The 20681-nt window shown below is 67.3% G+C and carries 21 protein-coding genes and 1 pseudogene; 12 read left to right on the forward strand and 10 right to left on the reverse strand.

The window, feature by feature from the left end; genetic code table 11:
• Nucleotides 1–175 precede the first annotated feature (175 nt).
• From AB0280_RS04520 to AB0280_RS04535, 4 genes are all read left to right on the forward strand, one after another.
• Complete coding sequence (locus tag AB0280_RS04520; RefSeq protein WP_307491773.1) at nucleotides 176–787, forward strand: DMP19 family protein; 612 nt, start codon at nucleotides 176–178, stop codon at nucleotides 785–787.
• 165 nt (nucleotides 788–952) lie between these two features.
• Nucleotides 953–1663 carry a protein tyrosine phosphatase gene (locus AB0280_RS04525; protein WP_307491771.1) on the forward strand — a complete coding sequence of 237 codons (711 nt, stop codon included), beginning with the start codon at nucleotides 953–955 and terminating at the stop codon, nucleotides 1661–1663.
• A gap of 171 nt (nucleotides 1664–1834) precedes the next feature.
• Complete coding sequence (locus AB0280_RS04530) at nucleotides 1835–2413, forward strand: RNA polymerase sigma factor (RefSeq protein ID WP_307491769.1); 579 nt, start codon at nucleotides 1835–1837, stop codon at nucleotides 2411–2413.
• Nucleotides 2406–3200: a hypothetical protein gene (locus tag AB0280_RS04535; protein WP_307491767.1), complete on the forward strand. Its 795-nt coding sequence runs from the start codon at nucleotides 2406–2408 to the stop codon at nucleotides 3198–3200. Before AB0280_RS04530 ends, AB0280_RS04535 begins: the two co-directional genes overlap by 8 nt.
• 37 nt (nucleotides 3201–3237) lie before the next feature.
• Here AB0280_RS04535 and AB0280_RS04540 read toward each other — a convergent pair whose 3' ends face one another.
• Complete coding sequence (locus tag AB0280_RS04540) at nucleotides 3238–3792, reverse strand: COG4315 family predicted lipoprotein (protein WP_307491765.1); 555 nt, start codon at nucleotides 3790–3792, stop codon at nucleotides 3238–3240.
• 237 nt (nucleotides 3793–4029) lie between these two features.
• Here AB0280_RS04540 and AB0280_RS04545 point away from each other — a divergent pair, with 237 nt between their 5' ends.
• Nucleotides 4030–4530, forward strand: a complete 501-nt coding sequence (locus tag AB0280_RS04545; protein WP_159630306.1) for a sigma-70 family RNA polymerase sigma factor — start codon at nucleotides 4030–4032, stop codon at nucleotides 4528–4530.
• Complete coding sequence (locus AB0280_RS04550; RefSeq protein WP_307491763.1) at nucleotides 4527–5201, forward strand: anti-sigma factor family protein; 675 nt, start codon at nucleotides 4527–4529, stop codon at nucleotides 5199–5201. Before AB0280_RS04545 ends, AB0280_RS04550 begins: the two co-directional genes overlap by 4 nt.
• Here AB0280_RS04550 and AB0280_RS04555 read toward each other — a convergent pair.
• Nucleotides 5198–5716, reverse strand: a complete 519-nt coding sequence (locus AB0280_RS04555; protein WP_307491761.1) for an SRPBCC family protein — start codon at nucleotides 5714–5716, stop codon at nucleotides 5198–5200. The two genes, AB0280_RS04550 and AB0280_RS04555, sit on opposite strands and share 4 nt — an antisense overlap.
• 27 nt (nucleotides 5717–5743) lie before the next feature.
• A pseudogene (locus tag AB0280_RS04560) lies at nucleotides 5744–6561 on the reverse strand (DUF1206 domain-containing protein).
• A 216-nt stretch (nucleotides 6562–6777) separates the two neighbouring features.
• Between AB0280_RS04560 and AB0280_RS04565 the strand changes: the two are divergent.
• A complete protein-coding gene (locus tag AB0280_RS04565; RefSeq protein ID WP_307491759.1) occupies nucleotides 6778–8358 on the forward strand; it encodes a hypothetical protein in 1581 nt (526 codons plus the stop codon).
• A 5-nt stretch (nucleotides 8359–8363) separates the two neighbouring features.
• A complete protein-coding gene (locus tag AB0280_RS04570) occupies nucleotides 8364–8810 on the forward strand; it encodes a hypothetical protein (protein ID WP_307491757.1) in 447 nt (148 codons plus the stop codon).
• Nucleotides 8811–8831: 21 nt separating this feature from the next.
• Here AB0280_RS04570 and trmB read toward each other — a convergent pair whose 3' ends face one another.
• A complete protein-coding gene (trmB, locus tag AB0280_RS04575) occupies nucleotides 8832–9755 on the reverse strand; it encodes a tRNA (guanosine(46)-N7)-methyltransferase TrmB (RefSeq protein ID WP_224023319.1) in 924 nt (307 codons plus the stop codon).
• A gap of 78 nt (nucleotides 9756–9833) precedes the next feature.
• A complete protein-coding gene (locus tag AB0280_RS04580; protein WP_307491754.1) occupies nucleotides 9834–10232 on the reverse strand; it encodes a hypothetical protein in 399 nt (132 codons plus the stop codon).
• Nucleotides 10233–10465: 233 nt separating this feature from the next.
• Here AB0280_RS04580 and AB0280_RS04585 point away from each other — a divergent pair, with 233 nt between their 5' ends.
• The 3 genes from AB0280_RS04585 (at nucleotide 10466) to AB0280_RS04595 (ending at nucleotide 14951) form a co-directional block, all read left to right on the forward strand.
• Nucleotides 10466–11812, forward strand: a complete 1347-nt coding sequence (locus tag AB0280_RS04585; RefSeq protein ID WP_307491752.1) for an MFS transporter — start codon at nucleotides 10466–10468, stop codon at nucleotides 11810–11812.
• A gap of 172 nt (nucleotides 11813–11984) precedes the next feature.
• A complete protein-coding gene (locus tag AB0280_RS04590) occupies nucleotides 11985–13367 on the forward strand; it encodes an exodeoxyribonuclease VII large subunit (RefSeq protein WP_307491750.1) in 1383 nt (460 codons plus the stop codon).
• A 156-nt stretch (nucleotides 13368–13523) separates the two neighbouring features.
• Nucleotides 13524–14951 (forward strand): MFS transporter, encoded by a 1428-nt coding sequence (locus tag AB0280_RS04595; protein ID WP_307491748.1) that lies wholly within the window; start codon nucleotides 13524–13526, stop codon nucleotides 14949–14951.
• On the opposite strand, the gene AB0280_RS04600 is transcribed toward AB0280_RS04595, so the two are convergent.
• On the reverse strand, nucleotides 14944–15678 hold the full coding sequence (locus AB0280_RS04600; protein ID WP_307491746.1) for an SAM-dependent methyltransferase: 735 nt from the start codon (nucleotides 15676–15678) through the stop codon (nucleotides 14944–14946). The two genes, AB0280_RS04595 and AB0280_RS04600, sit on opposite strands and share 8 nt — an antisense overlap.
• 318 nt (nucleotides 15679–15996) lie before the next feature.
• On the opposite strand from AB0280_RS04600, the gene AB0280_RS04605 reads away from it, so the two are divergent.
• A complete protein-coding gene (locus tag AB0280_RS04605) occupies nucleotides 15997–17898 on the forward strand; it encodes a DEAD/DEAH box helicase (protein ID WP_224023309.1) in 1902 nt (633 codons plus the stop codon).
• Between the two features lie 57 nt (nucleotides 17899–17955).
• Here AB0280_RS04605 and AB0280_RS04610 read toward each other — a convergent pair whose 3' ends face one another.
• From AB0280_RS04610 to AB0280_RS04625, 4 genes are read right to left on the reverse strand one after another with little or no spacing between them, the layout of a single operon-like run.
• Nucleotides 17956–18606 (reverse strand): MBL fold metallo-hydrolase, encoded by a 651-nt coding sequence (locus tag AB0280_RS04610; RefSeq protein WP_366366312.1) that lies wholly within the window; start codon nucleotides 18604–18606, stop codon nucleotides 17956–17958.
• 5 nt (nucleotides 18607–18611) lie between these two features.
• Nucleotides 18612–18929, reverse strand: a complete 318-nt coding sequence (locus AB0280_RS04615; RefSeq protein WP_307491740.1) for a putative quinol monooxygenase — start codon at nucleotides 18927–18929, stop codon at nucleotides 18612–18614.
• A 57-nt stretch (nucleotides 18930–18986) separates the two neighbouring features.
• Complete coding sequence (locus AB0280_RS04620) at nucleotides 18987–20015, reverse strand: aldo/keto reductase (RefSeq protein ID WP_307491738.1); 1029 nt, start codon at nucleotides 20013–20015, stop codon at nucleotides 18987–18989.
• Nucleotides 20016–20046: 31 nt separating this feature from the next.
• Entirely contained in the window at nucleotides 20047–20673 is a 627-nt protein-coding gene (locus tag AB0280_RS04625) for a nucleoside/nucleotide kinase family protein (protein WP_307491736.1), read from the reverse strand.
• Nucleotides 20674–20681: the final 8 nt, after the last annotated feature.

The raw sequence follows: 20681 nt of genomic DNA on the forward strand, positions 1-20681 counted from the left end.
GGTGGTTATCTGATCCATCTTAGTTCGCCGGGCGGCACCCCCATGCCGACGGGTGCCTGCCCTGGTGGTCCCGAAAACTTCGCTTGACGTTCATTTCCTTCCCGATGCTGCCGTGAACCGGCCGTCGTAGCGTGAAAAGCGTCCGGAGCACCACCACCGCCCAGCAAGGATTGCCATGACCATCACGCCCCAGCCCGTCGTCCTGACCAGCAGCAGTATCGGAGGCAGGGACGAGGAGGTGGTGGAGGCCAACGCGGCCATCATCGATGCGATGCGCAAGGCCACGCTGCGGCTGGAGGACATGTCTCCGGTGGCCGTCCGAAGCTGCCTGGTGGACTTCTACCTGTCGCAGGCGCTGGAGGGCGGCTTCGCGCAGTACGCCGTCATGGCGGGTGGCCGGATCTCCACCGACCCGCTGGTCCGCGAAGGCATGGCAGGGATGGGCGCCACCGCGCACCTGGACCTGTTCAACCGGGCCGCGGAGGCTTACCGCGTGCTGACCGCCGGAACCGAAGCGTCCTACCTGGCCGGCGGTGCCGGTGACAGCGGGGCCGTTGCCGGCGCCCTCCTCCGGGCCGGGGAGCTTGACGGCGAGTTCGAGGAACTGCTGGAGCGCGAGAACATCACTGCCTTGAATGCCCGGTGGCTGCGCAGCCAGCCGGACCTGCTGGTGCTGGACGACGAAGAGGTGGGACCGTACATCCAGCGGCTCGCTGCCATGGTTCCTGACTTGGCCGAACGTAAAGCAGCCGGTTCCTCAGCTCTGCGGATCGCCGGAGCGCCGTGAAACAGCCGGAGCGGACCGGCGCTCCGAAATGCTTCCAGCGATGTGGAGGCCAAAAAAGAAATTTCCAAACACCCGTAACCTTTCCGCAACCGCAGGCGATGTAGTCAGTGATGGGTCCGCCCGGCGGGCCCAGTCCGATGTGTTGTCTAGGTTTTGGAGAAGTAAATGTCTGTATTCACCGTTCTCGCCACCAGCAAAGTCGCCGCCGGAGTCCTGGCCGCCGGAACCCTGGCAGTAGGAGGAACCGGCGCCGCCGCCGTCTCCGGTGCCCTCCCCACCCAGGCCCAGCAGACCGCCCACGAACTTTTCGGTGCACCGGCCCCCAAGCTTGCAGCCGAAGCAGCAGCTGACGCCCAGACCACCCCGGCCCCTACCGCCACCGCGGCCGTCTCCGACGCCCTGAAGAGCGCCGACGCCACCGCAGAGGCCACTGCCAAGGCTTCCGCGTCCGCTGAGGCATCTGACGAAAAGGCCGGCGCTGACGTAAGCGGTTCCGCCACGGCCAACACCGCCGTTGACGCGGCCGGCCCTGCAGCCCTGGGTCTCTGCACCGCCTTCACCCACGGCGGCCTGGACGCTTCCTCCAAGGCATTCTCCTCGCTGTCCATCGCTGCCAAGGGCGACGCCAACATCAAGAGCTACTGCACCGACGTCGTGGCCAAGGCCGACGCCGCAGCCAAGGCCGGTGCCGAGGGTAAGGGTTCCGTGTCCGTTGACGCCACCAAGCCTGAGGTCCCCGCCGTTCCGTCCGCTCCCGCAGTACCCGCCGTCCCGGCCGTTCCGGGTGTCGACGGCGCGGACACCGTTCCCGCTGTTCCTGCTGTTCCCGCCGTGGGCGGCAGCACCGTCCACGCCCCGTCAGTTTCGGCCCGCTAAGGCTCATTGGCTAGTCTGGACTGCGGCTGCGGCCGCAGTCCGGGCAGCCGGGCGGGGGCGCGCACCTTTGGAAAAGCGCCCCTGGCAAACCCGCAAAAAGGCAGCCGGAATACCACGGGGACTGGCAGTCCGAACCGGAAACCGGGACCAGGCGCAAGCCCGGGCCCCGGGATGGAGGAGCCGCTGGTGCTGGACACTTTGGCCCAAGAAGAGATCGACTTATTCGACAACGCAGCCGGAACTGATCCTGCCGTGTTGTTCGCTGCTGCCTATCGAACCTTCGCGGGCCCTGTCCACGGGTACCTCAAAGCGCGCGGACTCGATGACCCCGAGGCCGTTACCCAGGACGTCTTCCTGGCCTTCTACTCCAGGATCGGCACGCTCACGGGCGGCCTGCAGGGCGCAAAATCGCTGATCTTCTCAATTGCCCACGCGCGCATGGTGGACCACTACCGGCGGGTGGAGCGCAGGCCGCAGCTGACACCGTACGACCCCCAGCACGACGGCCGGACCACGCCGTCCGCGGAGGACCACGCCGTGGAACTGACGGCCGGAGCCGAAGCCATGCTGGACGGGCTCAGCGAAGAACACCAGGAGGTCCTGGCCCTTCGCGTCGTGGCGGACCTGTCCATCGACCAGGTGGCCGCCATCATGGGCAAGAGCGCCGGAGCCATCAAGCAGCTCCAGCGCCGGGCCCTGCAAAACCTCAAGGCACAAACGCTCAAGAGAAACCAGGCACATCATGAGTGACACCGCAGGATCCCGCAACCAGGGGGCTGTTGACCAGCTTCTGCTGGAGGCAGGCATGGACGACGACGGCCAGCTCCGTGACGCCCTGCTCAACCTGCGTGCCCTGGCGGCAGAGGCCCCGGCACCCTCCGCCGAAATCGCAGCGCTGATGGCAGGCACGCCAACTGCCGCCACCACCGTGCTTCCCGTTGGTGTGCCGGCCGCCACCACAGTGCTTCCCACCACCGGGGCCACCGCTGAGGGTGGGGCAGCTCAACCCAGCCCAGTGAAACCGGCTGATGAACTCGCGGCCCGCCGCAGGGCCAAGCGCCGCATCACCCTCACCACGCTCTCGGTGGCTGCCTCGCTCGCTGCCGGAGGTGCAGTGGCTGCCGCCTCCGATCAGGGCTTCCGCGACTCCATCTCCCAGCTGAACCAGGCCGTCACCTCGTTCGTGACTGGTTCCGCGGCGGCACCTGCCGGCAACGACACCACACAGGCTCCGGTGCCCGTTCCGGCAGGACCCCGGCCGTCGGCAACCAGCAGCGCGGATGCCGTCCCACCGGCACCCGCGCCCGCTTCTGCCCCTGCCGCCGCGGCGCCGTCGGGCGTTCCGGCGCGGCAGGGAAACACCCCCACTCACGGGACGGCTACGCAGAAGCCTGCCCAGGTTCCCGCGGAGCCTGCCCTGCCCACCGACGTGTCAGGGGACGTCAGGAAGGGCCTGGAACAGGGCCCCAAGCTGCCCGTTCTGTTGCCCACTGAGATCCCGCTCCCGGGCAAAACCCCGGACGTTTCCCTGAAGTAGGACAGGCGCCTGGCAGTCCCTGCCAGGCCAGCGTTGCCTAGTAGCCCTGGGCCGGCGCTGCCTTGACCATGGCTCCCGACGGGTCGGACAGGTACCAGACTCCGCCCACGCCCTGGCCCAGGACGTCGCCCGGCTTAGTGTCCTTGGCGAAGTAGTAGAGGGGCATGCCGTTCAAGGTCACCTGTTTCTTGCCGTCAGGCGTGGTGATGGTGCCCAGCTTCCCGGTCACTCCCTCTGCGGTGGGGGCTCCCGACGTGGTGGTCAGCGGCGGCCACTGGACCAGGCAGGAACCGGTGCAGGCGCTGCTGCCGGAGTCCTTGGTGTCCTTGGTGAAGAAGTAGAGGCTCATGCCCTTCGCGTCCACCACGATGCTGCCTTCCGGAGAGGAGCCTGTTTTAAGCTCGACGGCGGCACTCGCCTTCGATGACTGCGCAGAGCCCGATGACGGTGCGGTGGATGCGGCACCGGAAGATGACGCGCCAGTGGTGGCCGGGGCCGTGGCCGACGGGGTGGTGCCGGCGTTGCTGCCGCAACCGGTGAGGGCTGCCGCCAGGGCCAGGATGGCAAGTCCTGCCCCGAGATGCTGTTTCATGGTGTGCTCCTTGGCTGTGTGCTTTCGTGGCTGGTGCCTCTTCGGCCGCGCCCGGCTCTGGATCATGGGGCGCTAACCCCTACGACGCCTCCGGGTAAAGAATGGTTCACAGGTACGCTGTGGCGCTGTCCGATTGAACCGATTCCTGCTCCCTGTCGTGGTAACAGCCGGGAGTGCAGATGCCGTGGCGTTCCCCGCGGGCAGTGATGTGTCCAGGACAGTGACGGGAGGAGCGGGATGCCGCTCGACGACAACGTGGTGGAGGCCATCTACCGTGAACATGGCAGCGCCCTGCGCCGGTTCGTGCTCAGCGCCACCCGGGATCCGCAGCTCGCGGAGGACGTGGTCCAGGAAACAGTGCTCCGCGTCTGGCAGCATGCCCCGGACATCAACGGCAGCTTCCGCAGTTACTTGTACCGCACAGCCAGGAACATCATGATCGACAACTACCGCCGGAGCCAGCGCCGCCCGCACGAGGCGCTGGAAAGCAGCCTTACCGACCCCGCCGAGGTGATGGGCCGCGTTGACGAGCTGCTCAACCGGGTCCTGATGGAGGAAGCGCTGCTGCGGCTGAGCAAGGAACACCGGGACGTCCTGGTGGCCCTGCATTACCGCCGGTTCACCGTCAACGAGGCGGCGGTCCAGCTCAACATCCCCAGCGGCACCGTCAAGTCCCGCGCCTATTACGCCCTGCGGGCCCTGCGCACCATCCTGGACGAGATGGGGGTGGAACGGTGAACACCAACCCGCACCACCTGCTGGGTGCCTACGTCCTGGGCGGCCTTGACGCCGCCGACCTCACCCTGTTCGAGGCGCATCTCCAGGACTGCGCCGCCTGCCGCAAGGAACTGGCGGTACTGGAAAAAGTGCCCATGCTCCTGGATTCCCTTCCCGTTCCTGACGCCGTGGCACTCAGCGGCATTCCGGGCAGCAGCGCCGTGCCCGGCGGCAGCGAGGGAACTGATGCCAACGCCCCGGCGCGCCTGTTCAGCGAACTGGCGCGCCGGCGTCGGACCATACGACGGCGGTGGGCGGCTTTGGCGGGGGCTGTTGCCGCCGCGTGCCTGGCTGTGGGCCTGGCCGTGGGGCCCCTGCTTGTCAGGCCGCCGCAGCCGGATGCCACTTATTCCGTGGCGTCCGGCGGAGGGCTCCAGGTGAACATCGACATGGCACGCAAGACCTGGGGGACCGAGCTTGCAGTCAGCGGCAGCAGCCTGCCGGCGGAAGGGACCCTTTCGCTGTGGGTGCGGGACCGGGCGGGCACAGAGGACCGGGCCTGCGCCTGGACCGCTACCCCCAGCGGAAAGGTCAAGGTCACCGGGGCGACGCCCATCCAGCTGGGCAGCATCTCGAGCGTCGAACTGCGCGACGGCGCCCAGCGGGCCGTGGCGGTCATCACCGTTCCCTAGGGGTGCGGGTTGCCGGCCTGGTCGGCGGCTTCACCGGCATGCCTCAGGGCCCGGAATTCCGCCACCAGGGCGGGGTCCTCGCAGGCGCGGGCGAAGGCCTCGATCCGGCGTTCGATCTCGTAGCCCAGCAGCCGGCTGCCAATCCCTTCCATAAGGGGCCGGAGCAAAGCCGGACGGCATGAAAAGGTGTACTTCCAGACGGCCCGGGTGCCGCCGTCGTCCGCCGTGAACCGCCAGCCTCCGCCAAAGTTTGTGAAGAACCACGGGCCAGCCACCATGGTCATGCCGACGTTCCGGGGCGGTGCGTAGGAGACGTACTGGCTCACCATCACCAGGCCCAGCCGGGATCTGGTCCGGGTGCGGACGCCCTTTCCCGCCGCACGCGCTCCGTCAAGGAAGCCCTGGGCGGAAATAAAGGGGTCCCACTTGAGCCGGAAGTCTCCCGTGGTCTGGGAGAGGGCGAACGCAGTCTCCGGATCGATACGGATAAGGCGTTCAGCGCGTACCTGGGGCATGCCCCAACCTAACCACGCCGCGGGGTGTTACTTGGTCATTTTCGCCAGCCGGGCGCGCATGATCATGTACGCGCCGTAGCAGACCAGCCCGGCTCCCACCGCGGCCAGGAGATAGGGTCCCATGGGCTGGTCGCGGAGTGCACGCAGGCCGCCGTCCAGGCCGGTGGAGTCCTCCGGGTGCTCCTTGATGGTGGCGATGACGATGAGCAGCCCCGTCAGCAGCAGTACCAGACCCTTGGCCAGGTAGCCGGCAATGCCCAGGGACAGCACGGCGGTCCGGGCCGCGCCGGCGGCAGGCATCCGCAGCTGCTTCTCGAAGCTTCGCTTGGGCCCCCGCATGCCGTAGGCAACCCCCGTAACAGCGACTGCCAGGCCGATCACGACCAGCAGTGCCACGCCGCCGGGGGCAGACATCATGGAAACGGTGAAGTCGCTGGTGGCCTTGCGGTTGTCATCGCCGGTACCCGTCCCCGTGGCGAAATGCCACAGTGTCAACGCCAGCACCGCATACACGATTGCCTGCAGCGCGGCCTTGGCTTTGTTCTTGACCTTTTTCTTGGTGGCCTGGTGGTTGAAGTCGAAAATCGCGTCACCGGCCTGCCACAGTGACAAGGCTGCGCAGGCGGCAAAGCTTCCCCACAGCAGGAACGGACCCACAGGCATGGTGGCAAGCTCGGCCACGGCACGCTGAAATCGGCGTGTCCGGTGCCGCCCATGGCCAGGCGGATGGCGATGGCACCCACCAGCAGGTGCAGGATGCCGCTGGCCGCGAACCCTGACCGGGCCAGGAACTCAAGGACCCGCGAATTGGTGACGTCCTCAGCCTTGTCAACGACCTGCTTCAGTTCTTCTTTGATCGTCTTTCCTTTGGACAGGCGCGGTAGCGCGCCGGTGTGCGTGCCCTTCTTACAAGGCCAATCGTCCCACGCCGCCGGGGCACCGAACAGTCGGGCGGGCACAGTCCGGGCGATGGGGAGGGATCCCCATCGCCCGGTTCCGGCACCTGTGCAACCATAAGGACCAGCGATTGACACGTACCGCACTCTTTCCCGGGGGAAACCATGACTTTTTACGGCGCAGACATCAGCCAGTTGCGGGCGCTGGCCAAGGCCGCGGACCAGGCAGCATCACTGTTGAGCAGCCGCGCAGGGTCCCTGCACAGCCAGATCCAGTCCGCGCCGTGGAAGGGCCGGGACGGTGAACGCTTCCGCCAGGAGTGGAGTGCCAGCCACCGTCCCAGCCTGGACAAAGTGGTGGCAAGCCTGCGGGAAAACTCAAAAATCCTGATGAAGCATGCCGACGAGCAGGAGAAAGCGTCCACGGCCGGCACCGGGGGTTCCGGCGGCAGCACCTGGGACCGGCTCACCTCAATGGCCGCGCAGGCGAAGGAGTGGTTCAAGGAAAGGGCCGAAGAGGCCAGGGCGGCTGCCGAACACCGGCGGGAGCTCGAAACGGGTCTGGACCGGATGCTCAACGCCAGCCCGGAAGAGCAGGCGAAGTGGTGGGCCGGCCTGTCCGATGCCGACCGGGCGTACCTGATCCAGGGCGAGGGCAGCGACGGCCCGTTCGCCGAGGACCTCATGCGCATGGACGGCGGCATTCCGGCGTCCGCGCAGGAGCTGGCAAAACAGCACCTGCAGGAACTGGCCAAAGCTGACATCCCGGTCTACACGGAAACGGGCAAGGCCTCCATCGAAGCCCGGGTTGCCTGGGTCCACGGCGGCGCCGAGGTGGGGACCGAAGTGGTGGAGAACGCCGACGGCTCCGCCACCATGAAGGTGTACGGAAACATGGGCCTGGGCGTTAACGACGCCAGCGGCACGGCGGGTGCGACGCTCACCGGAGAGGTCTCCCGCGAGTACACGTTCGGCAGCGTGGAGGAAGCCATGGCTGCCCGCGAGCAGATGTACCGCGACCTTCCGCCGGACAGCATCGGTGAGATCAAGGATGTGGCCGGCAACCCGCCCGGATACATCCTGGACACCATCAATGACGCGGCGAAGGACAACGGCTCCACCGGACAGACGGACAAGGCCAAGGGCACGTTCTCGCTCGACGCCAGCGGCGAGTCCGGAACGGCGTCCGGCGGGGCGAAGCTCGATCTTGCGTATGAGCGGAACCTGACGGACGGTACGTCCACAGCCAGCGGGGAGGTCTCCGCCCAGGGCCAGCTCAAGCTGGACGGCCGGGTCTTCGAGGCTTCCGGCAAGGGCGGCCTGCAGGTCAACATGGACAAGGACAACAACATCGATTCCGTGTCCGTCTCCATGGACGGGACCGTGGCCCAGGGCGTCACGTCCGGTGTGAAGACCGAGGCTGCGAAGTTCGATTCAACCGTGACGGCCGGTACCCAGGGCAGCGTCAAGATCGATGTCGATTACTCCCCGGAGAACCGCCCGGTCATCGACAGCTACCTGCGCAACGTGGCCCTGGGCAACGATGCCGGTGCCGCCCGCGATGCCGCCCGGCTCTACGAGGCCGGGTCCGCCACCGTGCAGGTGAACTCCGTGGTCACGGCCACCAACGAGGCCGGGTTCGACGTCAAGGTGGGTGAAGTGGACGTCAAGACCGAGAACCAGGCCACCACCAATGTGTCCACGTACTATAAAGTCCCCAACGACACCAAGCTCGAGAGGCTCTGAAACCAATGTCAGTGCACATCGAATCCCCGCTGGGCTTCACCGCAGATTTTCCCGAGCACACCCAGGTCCTGGAGGATTCCACGGCCGGGCCCAACAGCGAACAGTACGGCCTGCTGGGCGGCGTCCTGGTCACCGTGATCAAGGATGACACCTCCGTGCAGGATGCGCCGCAGGCCAACGGCTGGGCGCACCTGATGGCGGACTTCTACCTTGAAGACCGCGGCGGCACCCTCCTGGCGGAGGGCGAGCTGAACCTGCCCGGCAAGGCCGCTTACGCCGTGGTGGTGGGATATGAAGACGACGGCGGGCCGGCCAAGGTGGCAGCCACCGTGGGCGTGTGGGAAAGCGGCCGGTTCATCGGTGTCGTGGTCGTCTGGCCCTATGTGAACCCGGAAGCGGAACCGCGCCTGGACATGCTCAAGGAGATCGTGGCCGCCATCAACGTCGGCTAGGAGCGTTTCCCGGGCTGCCGCTCAGCGGCGCCGGTAGCAGAGATCGAAGATCAGCCGCCCGGCCTCGTGGGCCTTTGCCTCGAAGCTGGTCCGGATCCTGCCCTCGAAGCGGGGCGCCCAGCCGCCTGTTTCATCCACGCCCTCGTTGGGTCCGGTGTGTTCCGTGCTGACCGGGGCGCGCCCTTCACGCACCGGCGCCCCGCCCACCACCGATTCGACGCCGGACTGCCACACCTGCGTCAGGGGGCTTTCGGGGCCGCGGCGCTCGCCGGTGTGCAGGTTTTCGAAGTCCCCTGAACCCGCCATGACGTCCCGGACATGGACGGCGTAGTTTGACCAGTCGGTGGCGATCCGGAACAGGCCTCCCGGCTTCAGCGCCCGCGCCGCAAGCCCGGCGAACTCGGGCTGGATGAGGCGGCGCTTGTGGTGCCGCGACTTGTGCCAGGGGTCCGGGAAGAAGACCCAGAGTTCGCTGACCGAGCCTTCGGGCAGCATGGTGGCCAGGACCTCGGGTGCGTTCGCTTCCACCACGCGGACGTTGTTCAAGCCCCTGCTGTTGATCTTGATGATCGTATTGGCCAGCCCCGGCGTGTAGACCTCCACGGCCAGGAAGTTGGTGTCCGGGTTCTGTTCCGCCGCATGGCAGATGGCGTCGCCGAGTCCGGATCCGATCTCGACGATGAGCGGCGCTTCACGGCCGAATTCCGCGGCGGCGTCAAAGGTGTAATCGGGGTGGACCGAGGTGTTGGCTACATGCCGTGGCACGTCGACTGCCCACCGCTCGGCGTGCTCGGCCCAGGCAGCCTGCCGGCGGCCCTGCAGCCTGGTGCCGCGGCGCACAAAACTGACGGGGCGGCCGCCGTACGTGCCGAAGGAGGCCTGGGTGCCGGGCGTGACAGGCCGCGGGACATGCGGCTGCTGGGGGTTTTCAGGGGATTCGCTCATCCCTTCCAGAATAGCGCCGCGGGGACGGCGGACGATCGGAGCGCCGTGAAGACACCTGGGCCCGGAGCACTCCGATGCTCAGAACACGCCTATGAGGTCGAGGGCGGGACCGAGTGCCAGGGCGAAGACCACACCGCAGATGCAGAGGGCAACTGCCGCCGCGGACCGGCTTCCAGATCCCCGCGGCAACTGTTTCAGCGCTGGGAGTGAAAGCCGGAGACCGAGGAAGGCAAAGAGGAGAGGCAGGCTGAACAGCACGAAGGGAGCTGCCCAGGGAGTGCGCGAGTAGCCGTTGTCCGAATACGTCAGGAGCATGGCCAGCCCGGCGAACGGTCCGGTCAGGAGCATGCTGACCGGGGCAAGGATCGCCAGGACCAGGCTGTTCGTCGCTTTATGGCCGGGTGCTCCCGGCGGCTGGCCAGGGCCGCCATGGACGGGAGGCGGCCTCGTCCCGTCCGCCGGTGCGTTCTCCGGCACTGTGCTCTCCAACTTTGTGCCCTCCAGTGGTCCACCCTTCAGCGCCCGGCTCTCGGGCGGGGCGGGGCGTGATTCCGGCTGCGGTGTCGTTTCCATGGTGCTCCCGTTGTAAGGTGCGGCCAGGTGCGTGGCCGCGGCTGGTAACAACCTACGAATCTGCCTGGAGCGCCGGAAGGTGCGCGCGTCCGTATGTGGAAAACTCCACGCCGGTGCCCGCCTGCAAGAATGGGCGGATGACCGACGCAACGAATGCCGAACCGGGGATGCAGCAGCGAACGGCTGACTCCGGGGAAGCCCATGGCCGGACCAGGACGGGCAGCAGCCTGGTGGACCTCAGCACCCTGGTGGATGCAGAAATTGATGAGCTGCCGGCTGCGGAACCCACCCGCGTAGGCAGCCGGCGCGCCCTGGCCTACCTGGGTGTGTGCCTGGTCCTGATCGGCCTGAACCTGCGCAGCGTCTTTTCCAGCCTCTCCGCCGTCCTGCCGGAAGTGACATCGCAGGCCGGGCTGCCCGGTTGGTCCGTCGTGGTGCTGACCACGGTTCCCGTGACACTGCTGGGCGTCTTCGCGCCGGTCGCCCCGGTCCTGGCCCGGCGGTTCGGCGCGGAGCGTGTGCTGCTGGGCGCCATGGCACTGCTGACCGCTGGACTGCTGCTGCGGCCGGTGGACACCGGTGCAGCCGCCGCCGGTTCGGGCCACCTGCCGGCCCTCCTCGTTGGAACGGCGGCCTGCGGAGCGGCAATCGCCCTGTGCAACGTGCTCCTCCCCGGACTGGTGAAGCGCGACTTCCCGCACCGGCTGGGGCTCATGGGCGGCCTCTACACCACCGCGATCTGCGCATCAGCCGCCCTCGGGGCCGGCTTCACCTACCCGGTCTACACGGCGACGGGGGAGTGGACCAAGGCGCTGTGGGTCTGGGCGCTGCCCGCCGCCGTCGTGCTTCTCCTGTTCCTCCCCGTGGCCCTGCGCCAGGGCACGGTCCGGCACCAGGCGGTCCGGGACGGGATCAACGTCTGGCGCTCACCCGTCGCCTGGCAGGTCACCATCTTCATGGTGCTGCAGGCCATGATGTCCTTCAGCGGCTTCGCCTGGCTGGCGCCCATCCTCCGGGAACGGGGCGTGGACGGGGCCACCGCAGGGCTGATCGTTGCCGTGTGCATCGTGCTGCAAATGCTGGGATCCCTGTTCGCCCCCGCCCTGGCCGCGAGGTTCCGGGACCAGCGCGCCATCAACACGGTTGTAGCGTTGATGACCGGCGGGGGATTCGTACTGAGCATCCTCGGCCCCCTCAACCTCATCTGGGTGTGGGCCGGCCTGCTCGGACTGGGGCAGGGAAGCCTCACCGCCGCGGCCCTGACCCTGATCATGCTCCGCACCCGCGACGGGCACACCGCAGCCCACCTCTCCGGCATGATGCAGGGCGTGGGCTACGGGGTTGGCTCCACAGGCACCCTCATGGTGGGCCAGCTCCACCAGGCAACGGGATCCTTCGTTCCCGCCGGGATCCTGTTTATGGTGGTGGGCCTGCTCGCGGCGGTCTTTGGCTACTGGTCCGGCCGGAACCGGTTCGTGGAGTAGGAGCGTTCCCGCACTTTGGGATGTGACAGGAGAATGTCCGGGCTTCCGCCTACGTTGGTGCTGAACGCAGAAGCCAACGGGTATTGGGGAGACGGAATTGGAAACAATGAGGCCTGCCGGCCGGCAAAAGACGCGTGCTTTCGGGAGGGACCTAAGCTGTATCGAGGAGGTCTTGAGCGGAGTCAAAAATTCGCTCGGAACATCTCCCACATCGATCTCCGGTGAATGCAGGGAGCCAAAGAGGACCGGCACCGATTGGTACTTTGAACTGGCAGATATCCAAAACGGTAAGGTTCACGTCCTTCCTGCCCGCATTGAGGCCCGGAACGCGGCAACGATCAGCAGATACCTGCAGGGCAGGGGGACATCCATCACGCAGGCCCTCCAGACGGGCAATTTGCTGGAACTAGAGGCGACCCCAACCTTGGACCGTCGGAAGAAGCTAATCCTCGACGTCACGAAAATATCCCTGCGTTTCAGCCGCACCGGCCCTATCTACGTCCGTGACCAGAGGACGATGCAACAGCTTGCACACGCCGGTGTTCCTTTGTGCAGGCTGGATCGAGACCGAATACACGCCCCGATTGGTGGTGCGATGAAGCTTCTTCCGGCGACATTGCGCCGTGTACTGGTAATCGGATCGGAAAAAAGCCAAGGTCTGGCAGATTTCAAGGAAAGTGTGGACCGCGCACAGCAAAGCGGTGACCTCGATGTCCAGTATCAATCAGTGACATGGAGTCGTGCTTCGGCGCCCACGGACCTTGCATCCATACTCGCCAATTGCGAAGCAGACGCTTTCGACCTCGCGGTACTCGTACGCGGCGGTGGTCATTGGAGCGATTTGCACGTCTTCAACGATCCATCGGTTGCCCTTGCTGTCCGCAACTGTCCAGTTCCGATTGCAACGGCTGTTGGGCATACAACCGACGTTCTTATGGCTGACCGGGCAGCTGACTTTTCCTTTACGACGCCAACGGCAGCCGGAGAGTCCATCAGGCGGGAGGTGGTCCGGCGCTCAATGGCACGCGAGAAACCGCCAGCAGCGAACATTCAGAGTTCCGCTGCTCTATTCGAGGCCAAGCGCCGCCGCTACGAAGCCCAGCTCCAGGAGCGGGATGCCGCCTTGAAGGTGAGCCGGCTCAAGCTCAGCGAAAGCCAACAAGCAACCGGATACTTCGAAAACCAGTTGCGCGAGTGTGCTGCTTCCCATACCGGAGACCTCATCCTGCTTGCAGAGCGAAGGGTGCAGCTGCTGTCCATCCTGTGGTTTGCAGCGACTCTTGGTGCTCTGATGGCATACCTGATCGCCTTACCGGCGGTGTTGGAGAGTTTGGGGTACGGCTCCGCATTCGTACAGTCCTCACTATCCATAGCCGGACTGCTTGCTGCCGCTGCCTTGCTCCGAACCACTCACCGGAGCCGTAAAGCCATGCGGATGCCTGCCGAAAAGCCTATGAAGAACCCTCCGGCGAGCTTCAATGAGTGGCGGCACATGGCCAGAAATGTGGTTACCGTTCGAGGTCTTCGCAGGGCCATACGTCACCGACCATGGTGAGGCCGCGGCTGGCCCAGGAGGAAAGGACATTTATGGCTGTTGCATGCTTCCTACGAGGCTGGCTGAGTCATTAGGGTTGGGAGTCCGGGGCAGCCATGTGAGGAAGGGCAGCCGGGCCACCTCGGGTGCGCGATCACAACTTGGTTAGGAACCGCTGTGCAGGACTCCACGCTCCCGGGAACCCGCGACGCCGCCGGGATCTTCCGGCCCCCATACCTTTGGGTGACCGTGGGAACCTGCGCCCTGGTGTTCCTGGCCGCCTTCGAATCGCTTGCCGTAACCACCATCATGCCGCTGGTCAGCCGGGAGTTGAACGGTGGAAGCCTTTACGCGCTGGCCTTTGCGGGGCCCATGGCCACGGGCGTGATCGGCATGGTGGGGGCTGGAAACTGGTCAGACCGCCGCGGGCCCGCCGCGCCGCTGTACGCCTCCGTAGCGCTGTTCGTGCTGGGCCTGCTCATCGCGGGCACCTCGTTGACCATGCCCATGCTCGTCGCCGGCCGCCTGGTGCAGGGTCTTGGCGGCGGCGCCCTCACCGTCGCGCTCTACGTGCTCGTGGCGCGGTTCTTCCCAGGCCAGCTGCACGCGAGGATCTTCGCTGCCTTCTCGGCGGCCTGGGTGGTCCCGTCCCTGGTGGGACCCTTCGCGGCAGGGGTGGTGGCGCAGGTCTTCAGCTGGCACTGGGTGTTCCTGGGCGTGGTGGGCCTGGTCATTCCGGCGCTGGCGATGATCGTGCCGGTGCTGCGCGGGCTGGACGGGCCCGACGCGGAGGGCCGGCCGGCTGGTACAAGCCACCCCGAAGAAACCGCACCGCCGTGGGCCCTGGGCCGGCTGGGTTGGGCGGCACTGGCCGCGCTCGCGGTGCTGGGGCTGAATCTTTCCGCGGACGCCAGCATCCCCGCCTTCCCGGGAGCCACGGCACTCCTGGCGCTCGCCGCCGTCGTTGTTGCCCTGGTGGCCGTGCGTCCGCTGGTGCCCTCCGGTACCCTCGCCGCCCGCCGCGGCCTGCCCAGCGTGATCCTGGCGCGCGGGCTTGCGTCTGCCTCGTTCTTCGGCGCCGAGGTCTACCTTCCATATCTCCTGATCGACCAGTATTCGTTCCCGCCCACACTGGCCGGGCTGACCCTCACCGGCGGCGCGCTTGCTTGGGCGGGGGCCGCCGCCGTACAGGGCCGGATGGGCACACGGCTGCCGCACCGCCGCGCTGTCCAGGCCGGATCGCTCATGGTCCTGGCCGCAATAACCCTGGCCCTCGCCACCACCGCCTTGCACTGGCCGCCTGCCACCGCCATCGCGGGCTGGGTGCTGGCAGGGGGCGGAATGGGCCTGCTCTACCCGCGCCTGAGCGTGATGACCCTGGCGCTGTCCACCAAGGAGAACGAGGGCTTCAACAGCTCCGCCATGTCCATCTCGGACTCCCTGGGCGGCGCGCTGTCGCTGGCCACCACAGGGATTGTCTTCGCGGCATTCACGACGCCGGTCCAGTCCTTCGCGGGGGTCTTCGCTTTCACTGCCGCCATCGGCATCGCCGCTGTCCTGGTGGCGCCGCGCGTCACCACCGGGGGCGCGCCGGCGGTTAGGTAAGGCGGGTGGCGCGCACGATGACGTCGGCGATGGTGGCCTCCTGCCCTTCCGGCCCGGTCACTGGGCGCTCCCGGCTGGTGAGGACCTCCACCTGCCATCCGGGCTGATCCAGTCCCAGTTCCTGCACCAGCTGGTCGCCTGTGTAGAACATGCCTTCATGATGGTGCCCCGGACCCCACGGCGGCAGCCGGTCCGGGTGGTGCCCAACCACCAGCAGCGTTCCGCCCTGTTTGACGGCTGAGGCCGCGGTGCGCAGCGGGATCCGCCAGTCCAGCTCCTGGGAATGCAGGAACTGCGACGTCACCAGGTCATAGGCATCTCCCGGCTGCCACTGCGTCAGGTCCGCCAGCTGCCAGGTAATCCGGCTTTCCATAGTGCCGTTCGAGGCGTGCACGCTTTCCCGCGCCAGTTCGGCCAGCTCATGGGAGCGGGCCCGTTCCAGGGCAACGGCGGAGACGTCGACGGCGGTCACGGACCAGCCTTGCTGCGCCAGCCAGATAGCGTCGGCGCCTTCGCCGCATCCCAGTTCCAGCGCCTTCCCGGGCCGCAGGCCACCGGCCTCCCGGACCAGCTGCGGGTTCGGCTTCCCGCTCCACAGCCTTGCTTTGCTGCGGTACCTCTCGTCCCAGGCGGAAGCCGCGTCAATGCCGCCGGCGCCCCCGTCCGGCGACCCGCCGTCGTCGTGCGCGTGCCCTTCGTGCTGCTGCGTTTCCTGGTGCTCGCTCATGCCTCAACATTGCCCGGCCGTGCCCCTGAAGGCAACGCCGACGACGGGTTCCCGGCGCAGGGATGCTAGACTGGAGGAACTTGATGTGCAGTGATGCCGCCTGCTCCGGATCTGGAGGTTCCTTTCCAGGGAGTGGGCTTTCTTCATGTGAGAGGCACATCCTGCGTCGATGAACGCGTTCCATTTGGTCCCGGCCGGCTGTCCTGATTTACAGCGCCCGGTTGATCACCTGACTTTTCTTCGGCGAAACCCCTGGTCCAACCGGCATCGGGGGCCGATATCCGCCTGGATACCGCCAGAAAGACCGTAAAAAACTACATGACTACTTTTGCTGCCCTCGGTACTCCCAAGGCCCTTGCAGACACCCTTACCGCCCAGGGAATCGTTGAACCGTTCCCCATCCAGGTGAAGACCCTCCCGGACACGCTGTCCGGCCGTGACGTCCTGGGCCGGGGCCGGACCGGATCCGGTAAAACCATTGCTTTCGCTATCCCGCTTGTAGCAAGACTCGCTGAGCGGGAAGCCAAGCACTTCCGCAAGCCCGGACGCCCCATGGGCCTGGTCCTGGCACCCACACGTGAACTGGCAACCCAGATCAACGCCACCATCGAGCCGCTGGCCAAGGCCGCCGGCCTGAACACCACCGTGATCTACGGCGGCATCTCCCAGGCCCGTCAGGAAAAGGCGCTGCGCGCCGGCGTCGACATCGTCATCGCCTGCCCCGGCCGCCTGGAGGACCTGATCCGCCAGCGCATCCTCACCCTTGAAGCGGTAGAGATCACCGTCCTGGACGAGGCCGACCACATGGCCGACCTCGGCTTCCTGCCGGTGGTCAAGAAGCTCATGGACATGACCCCCAGCGAGGGCCAGCGCCTGCTCTTCTCCGCCACCCTGGACAACGGCGTGGACAAGATCGTCCAGCGCTACCTGTCCAACCCGCTCACCCACTCCGTGGACGATCCGCAGGCAGCGGTAACCACCATGGAGCACCACGTGCTGGTGGTCAACGACCAGACCGTCAAGAAGCAACTGATCGTGGAGCTCGCCTCCGGCGCCGGCCGCCGAGTCCTGTTCATGCGGACAAAGCACCACGCCCGCAAGCTGGCCAAGACCCTGACCGACGCCGGGATCCCCGCCGTGGACCTGCACGGCAACCTCTCCCAGAATGCGCGTGACCGCAACCTGGCCGAGTTCTCCAACGGCGACGTCCGCGTCCTGGTGGCAACAGACGTCGCCGCCCGCGGTGTACACGTCGACGACGTCGAACTGGTCATCCACGTGGACCCGCCCACCGAGCACAAGGCGTACCTCCACCGTTCAGGCCGCACCGCGCGTGCCGGTTCCGACGGCACCGTGGTCACGCTGACCCTGCCCGAACAGCAGGCCGACGTGAAGAAGCTCATGAAGGCCGCCGGCGTGGACGTCAGCTTCGAGCGCGTCACGGCCAGCTCACCCATCGTGGCTGAACTGGTTGGCGACATTGCCGAGAAGGTTGACCCCCGCACCCGTGCCGCGCTCCTGGCAGCCAAAGCCCCCAAGCAGGGCGGCGGCACCTCCACCGGAGCCAACGCGGAGCGCAAGCGTGCACGCCGCCAGGCTGCTCCCACCACCGGTGGGCGTGGCGGACGTGGTGGACGCGGCAAGGTTTCGGCCGAACCCGCCCGCAGCGACGCCACCCGCGCCGAGCGCCGGGCTGTCGCCTTCGAAGGCCGCACGGAAGCCCGTGCAGCATTCGACCGCAACGCCGAGCAGAACGAGGACCGCGCAGTGGCAGCAGCCGCTGCCCGCCGCAACGCCCGCGGCCGCGGCACGGCTTCCACGCACCGCAACGACGTTCCCGCAGCAGGTGGCCGCTCATCGGCCGGCCGCGGATCGAACGGACGTGCAGCCGAGGGCCGCACCGATTCCCGGATCACCCGCAGCGACGCTCCACGCGGCGGCACCGGACGCCCCGCCACCGGCGGACGTCCTGCCTCGGGCGGTGGCCAGCGCAGCGGACGCCCCGCAACCGGCCAGCGCGCCGCAGCGGGTACCTCCGGCCAGCGCTCCGGAGCAACCGGCGGAAGCAAGGCAGTCTGGTCCTCCAACACCGGCGGAACCTCCGGAGGCTCCTACGGTTCCGGCAGCGGCAGTTCAGGCAACGGCGGCTCGGGCCGTCCCGCCCGCAGCGGCCCCCGCCGCGCGTCGGCACCGGCGTCGAACGAGCGCCGCGGCCGCTAGAAGTGCCTCTTGAGCGGGCCCGCCTTTTAGGTGGGCCCGCTCAGCCATTTAAGGGATCTACCAGCCGCGGGCGCGCCACTCGTCGAGGTGCGGCCGCTCGGCACCCAGCGTGGTGGGCTTGCCGTGCCCAGGATGGACGACGGCGGTGTCCGGGTAGGCGCCGAACAGCCGCTCTGCGACGTCGGACAGGAGCCGGTTGAACCGTCCAGGGTCCTTGTCCGTGTTGCCCACCCCGCCCGGGAACAGCGAGTCACCCGAGAAGATGTGGGCCGGGCCCTCCGGGTCCTGGTACACGAAGGCGATGGAGCCCGGCGTATGGCCGCGCAGGTGCACGGCCGTTATGTCGAAGCCATCGAAGTTGCCCACGTCGCCGTGGCTGAGCCGAACGTCCACCGGGACCGGCAGCGCATCGGCGTCGTCCGCCCCTGCTGCCGTCCGCGCCCCCGTGGCTTCCACCAGTTCCTTCAGGGCCCGCACGTGGTCCCAATGCTGGTGGGTGGTGGCCACCAGGGCAAGCCGCGGAGCTGCAGAGGTGTCCGCAGCCCCGTCCGCCAGCAGTTGGCGGATGGCCGGGAGGTCGTCAGCGGCATCAATCAGCACCTGCGCGCCGCTTTCCTTGGCGGTCAGCAGGTACACGTTGTTGTCCATCCCGCTGACGGAGATGCTGCGGATGGTCAGGGCCGGCAGGTCATATCGAAGTGAGTCCATGATCGTCAGCCCGCGGACGGCTGCAGGTCAAGCGGCATGGTGATGGAGTAGACCTGCTTGGACGGCGGGCCGGCCAGGATCTCGTGCAGCGCGCTCTTGCCTTCCGGCGTGTTCCGCCAGGCGGCGTAGTCGTCGTGGTCCTGCGTGGTGGCCCACGTTTCCACCACCAGGATGTGGCACGGGTCCGCGTCGTCAACGAGAGCCTCGATCCCCTGGTTGCCGGGCCACGCCCGGGTGGCGGCCAAGGTCTCGGTGAGGTACTTGGCGGCGTCCTCCCGGCGGGCGGGATCGATCTGGACTTCAAAATGGACGATGGCAGTCATGGGGCTCCTAGGGGTATCGGTCAAAAAATACGGTGTGATGGCTTCGGTAAACGCGCCCTATTCCCGCCCCTCGGACACCCACGTGGGGTCTGCGGAACGGGAGCCGACGACGGCATCAGACGCTGCGTCCAGCGCCTCCAGGTGCGCCGGGGTGAGCTCCAGGGCAAGTGCGCCGAGGTTTTCGTCGATCCGGGCGGCCTTGCGGGTGCCGGGGATGGGAACGACCGGCAGGCCGAGCCGCTTGCCCTGTGCCAGCAGCCAGGCCAGGGCCACCTGCGCCGGCGTGGCGTTGAGCTGGTCGGCCACGGACCGGACGGCGTCCACCACGGCCTGGTTGGCGCCTGCGGCGTCCGGAGCGAAACGGGGGATGTTCCGCCGGAAATCCTTGGCACCCAGGCTTGACGTGTCCACGGTTCCGGTGAGGAAGCCGCGGCCCAGCGGGGAGTACGGGACGAAGCCGACGCCCAGGCCGGCGGCGGCCGGAACCACGTTGCGTTCCACGTCCCGGCTCCAGATGGACCATTCGCTTTGGACCGCCGCGATCGGGTGGACCGCCGACGCATCCTGCAGTTCCTGTGCCGTCACTTCGGAGAGGCCCAGGTGCTTGACCTTTCCCTGCTTGACCAGCTCGGCCATGGCCCCCACGGTCTCCTCGATGGGGACGCGGACATCGCGGCGGTGCATGTAATAGAGGTCGATCACCTCGGTGCCCAGCCGCTGCAGGCTCCGGTCCACGGCCTCGCGCACATACCCGGCGTCGCCGCGGATATCCGTGTAGCCATCCGTAGGCGTTCCCACCAGCGCGAACTTGGTGGCCAGCTGGACTTCGTCCCGCCGGTCCTTGAGCAGCTGTGAAATGAGTTCCTCGTTGCTGCCGCCGCCGTAAATGTCTGCGGTGTCGATGAAGCTGACCCCGGCGTCGACGGCGTGGTGCAGGGTCTGCAGTGCCTCGGCAGGGTCCACCTCGCCGTAGACCGGTGTGAGGGCCATGCCGCCGAAGCCCAGGCGGCTGACGGCCAGTCCGTCGCCGAGCTGGACAGTTCCCGCGGCTTCAGGGGTGCCGGGTTCAGTGGGTGCGTTTGCCATGGTTCTCCTGTTCGTTTCCTGCTTTTGAAAATTACAGCCAAGGTAGGACGCGGTCCGCCGCCGGGCGCGTGGCCTGGATCAGCCGGGCATTGGCTTCATCGGGTCCATTGGCCCAGGCGACCGCTGCGTCCCGTTCCATGCCGAACGAGATGTGCCGGTCCACCAGCCGCTGCAGCCGGAGCGCGGGCGGGGTTTCGAGGAACCACACCTCGTCCAGCTGCGCCCGCACCTCCTTCCACGGCTCCTGGTCCGCCAGCAGGTAGTTGCCCTCCGTGATCACCAGTGGGACCTCGGCCGGGACGGCGATGGAGGCGGCCACCGGCTCGTCCAGGGTGCGGCGGAACTCCGGTGCGTACACCACTGCCTCGTCCCGCTGCGCCAGGCGCCGCAGCAGCGAAAGGTAGCCGCCGGCGTCGAACGTATCAATGGCTCCCTTGCGCTGCCGGAGCGGGGTCCCTTCGATGATCGCGTTGCCCAGGTGGAAGCCGTCCATCGGCACCACTACCGAGGCTCCAGGGCTGAACTGCTCCTGCAGCCAGGCGGCAAAGGTGGACTTGCCGGATCCCGGCGCCCCGGCGATGCCCAGGATGGTGCGCGTTCGGGGCAGCAGCCGGCGCCGCAGCGTATCCACGGCCATGGCGATCTCGGGGGAGTGCATGGCAAAAG

The organism is Pseudarthrobacter sp. 902506025, from assembly GCF_040702325.1.
Taxonomy (GTDB): Bacteria; Actinomycetota; Actinomycetes; order Actinomycetales; family Micrococcaceae; genus Arthrobacter.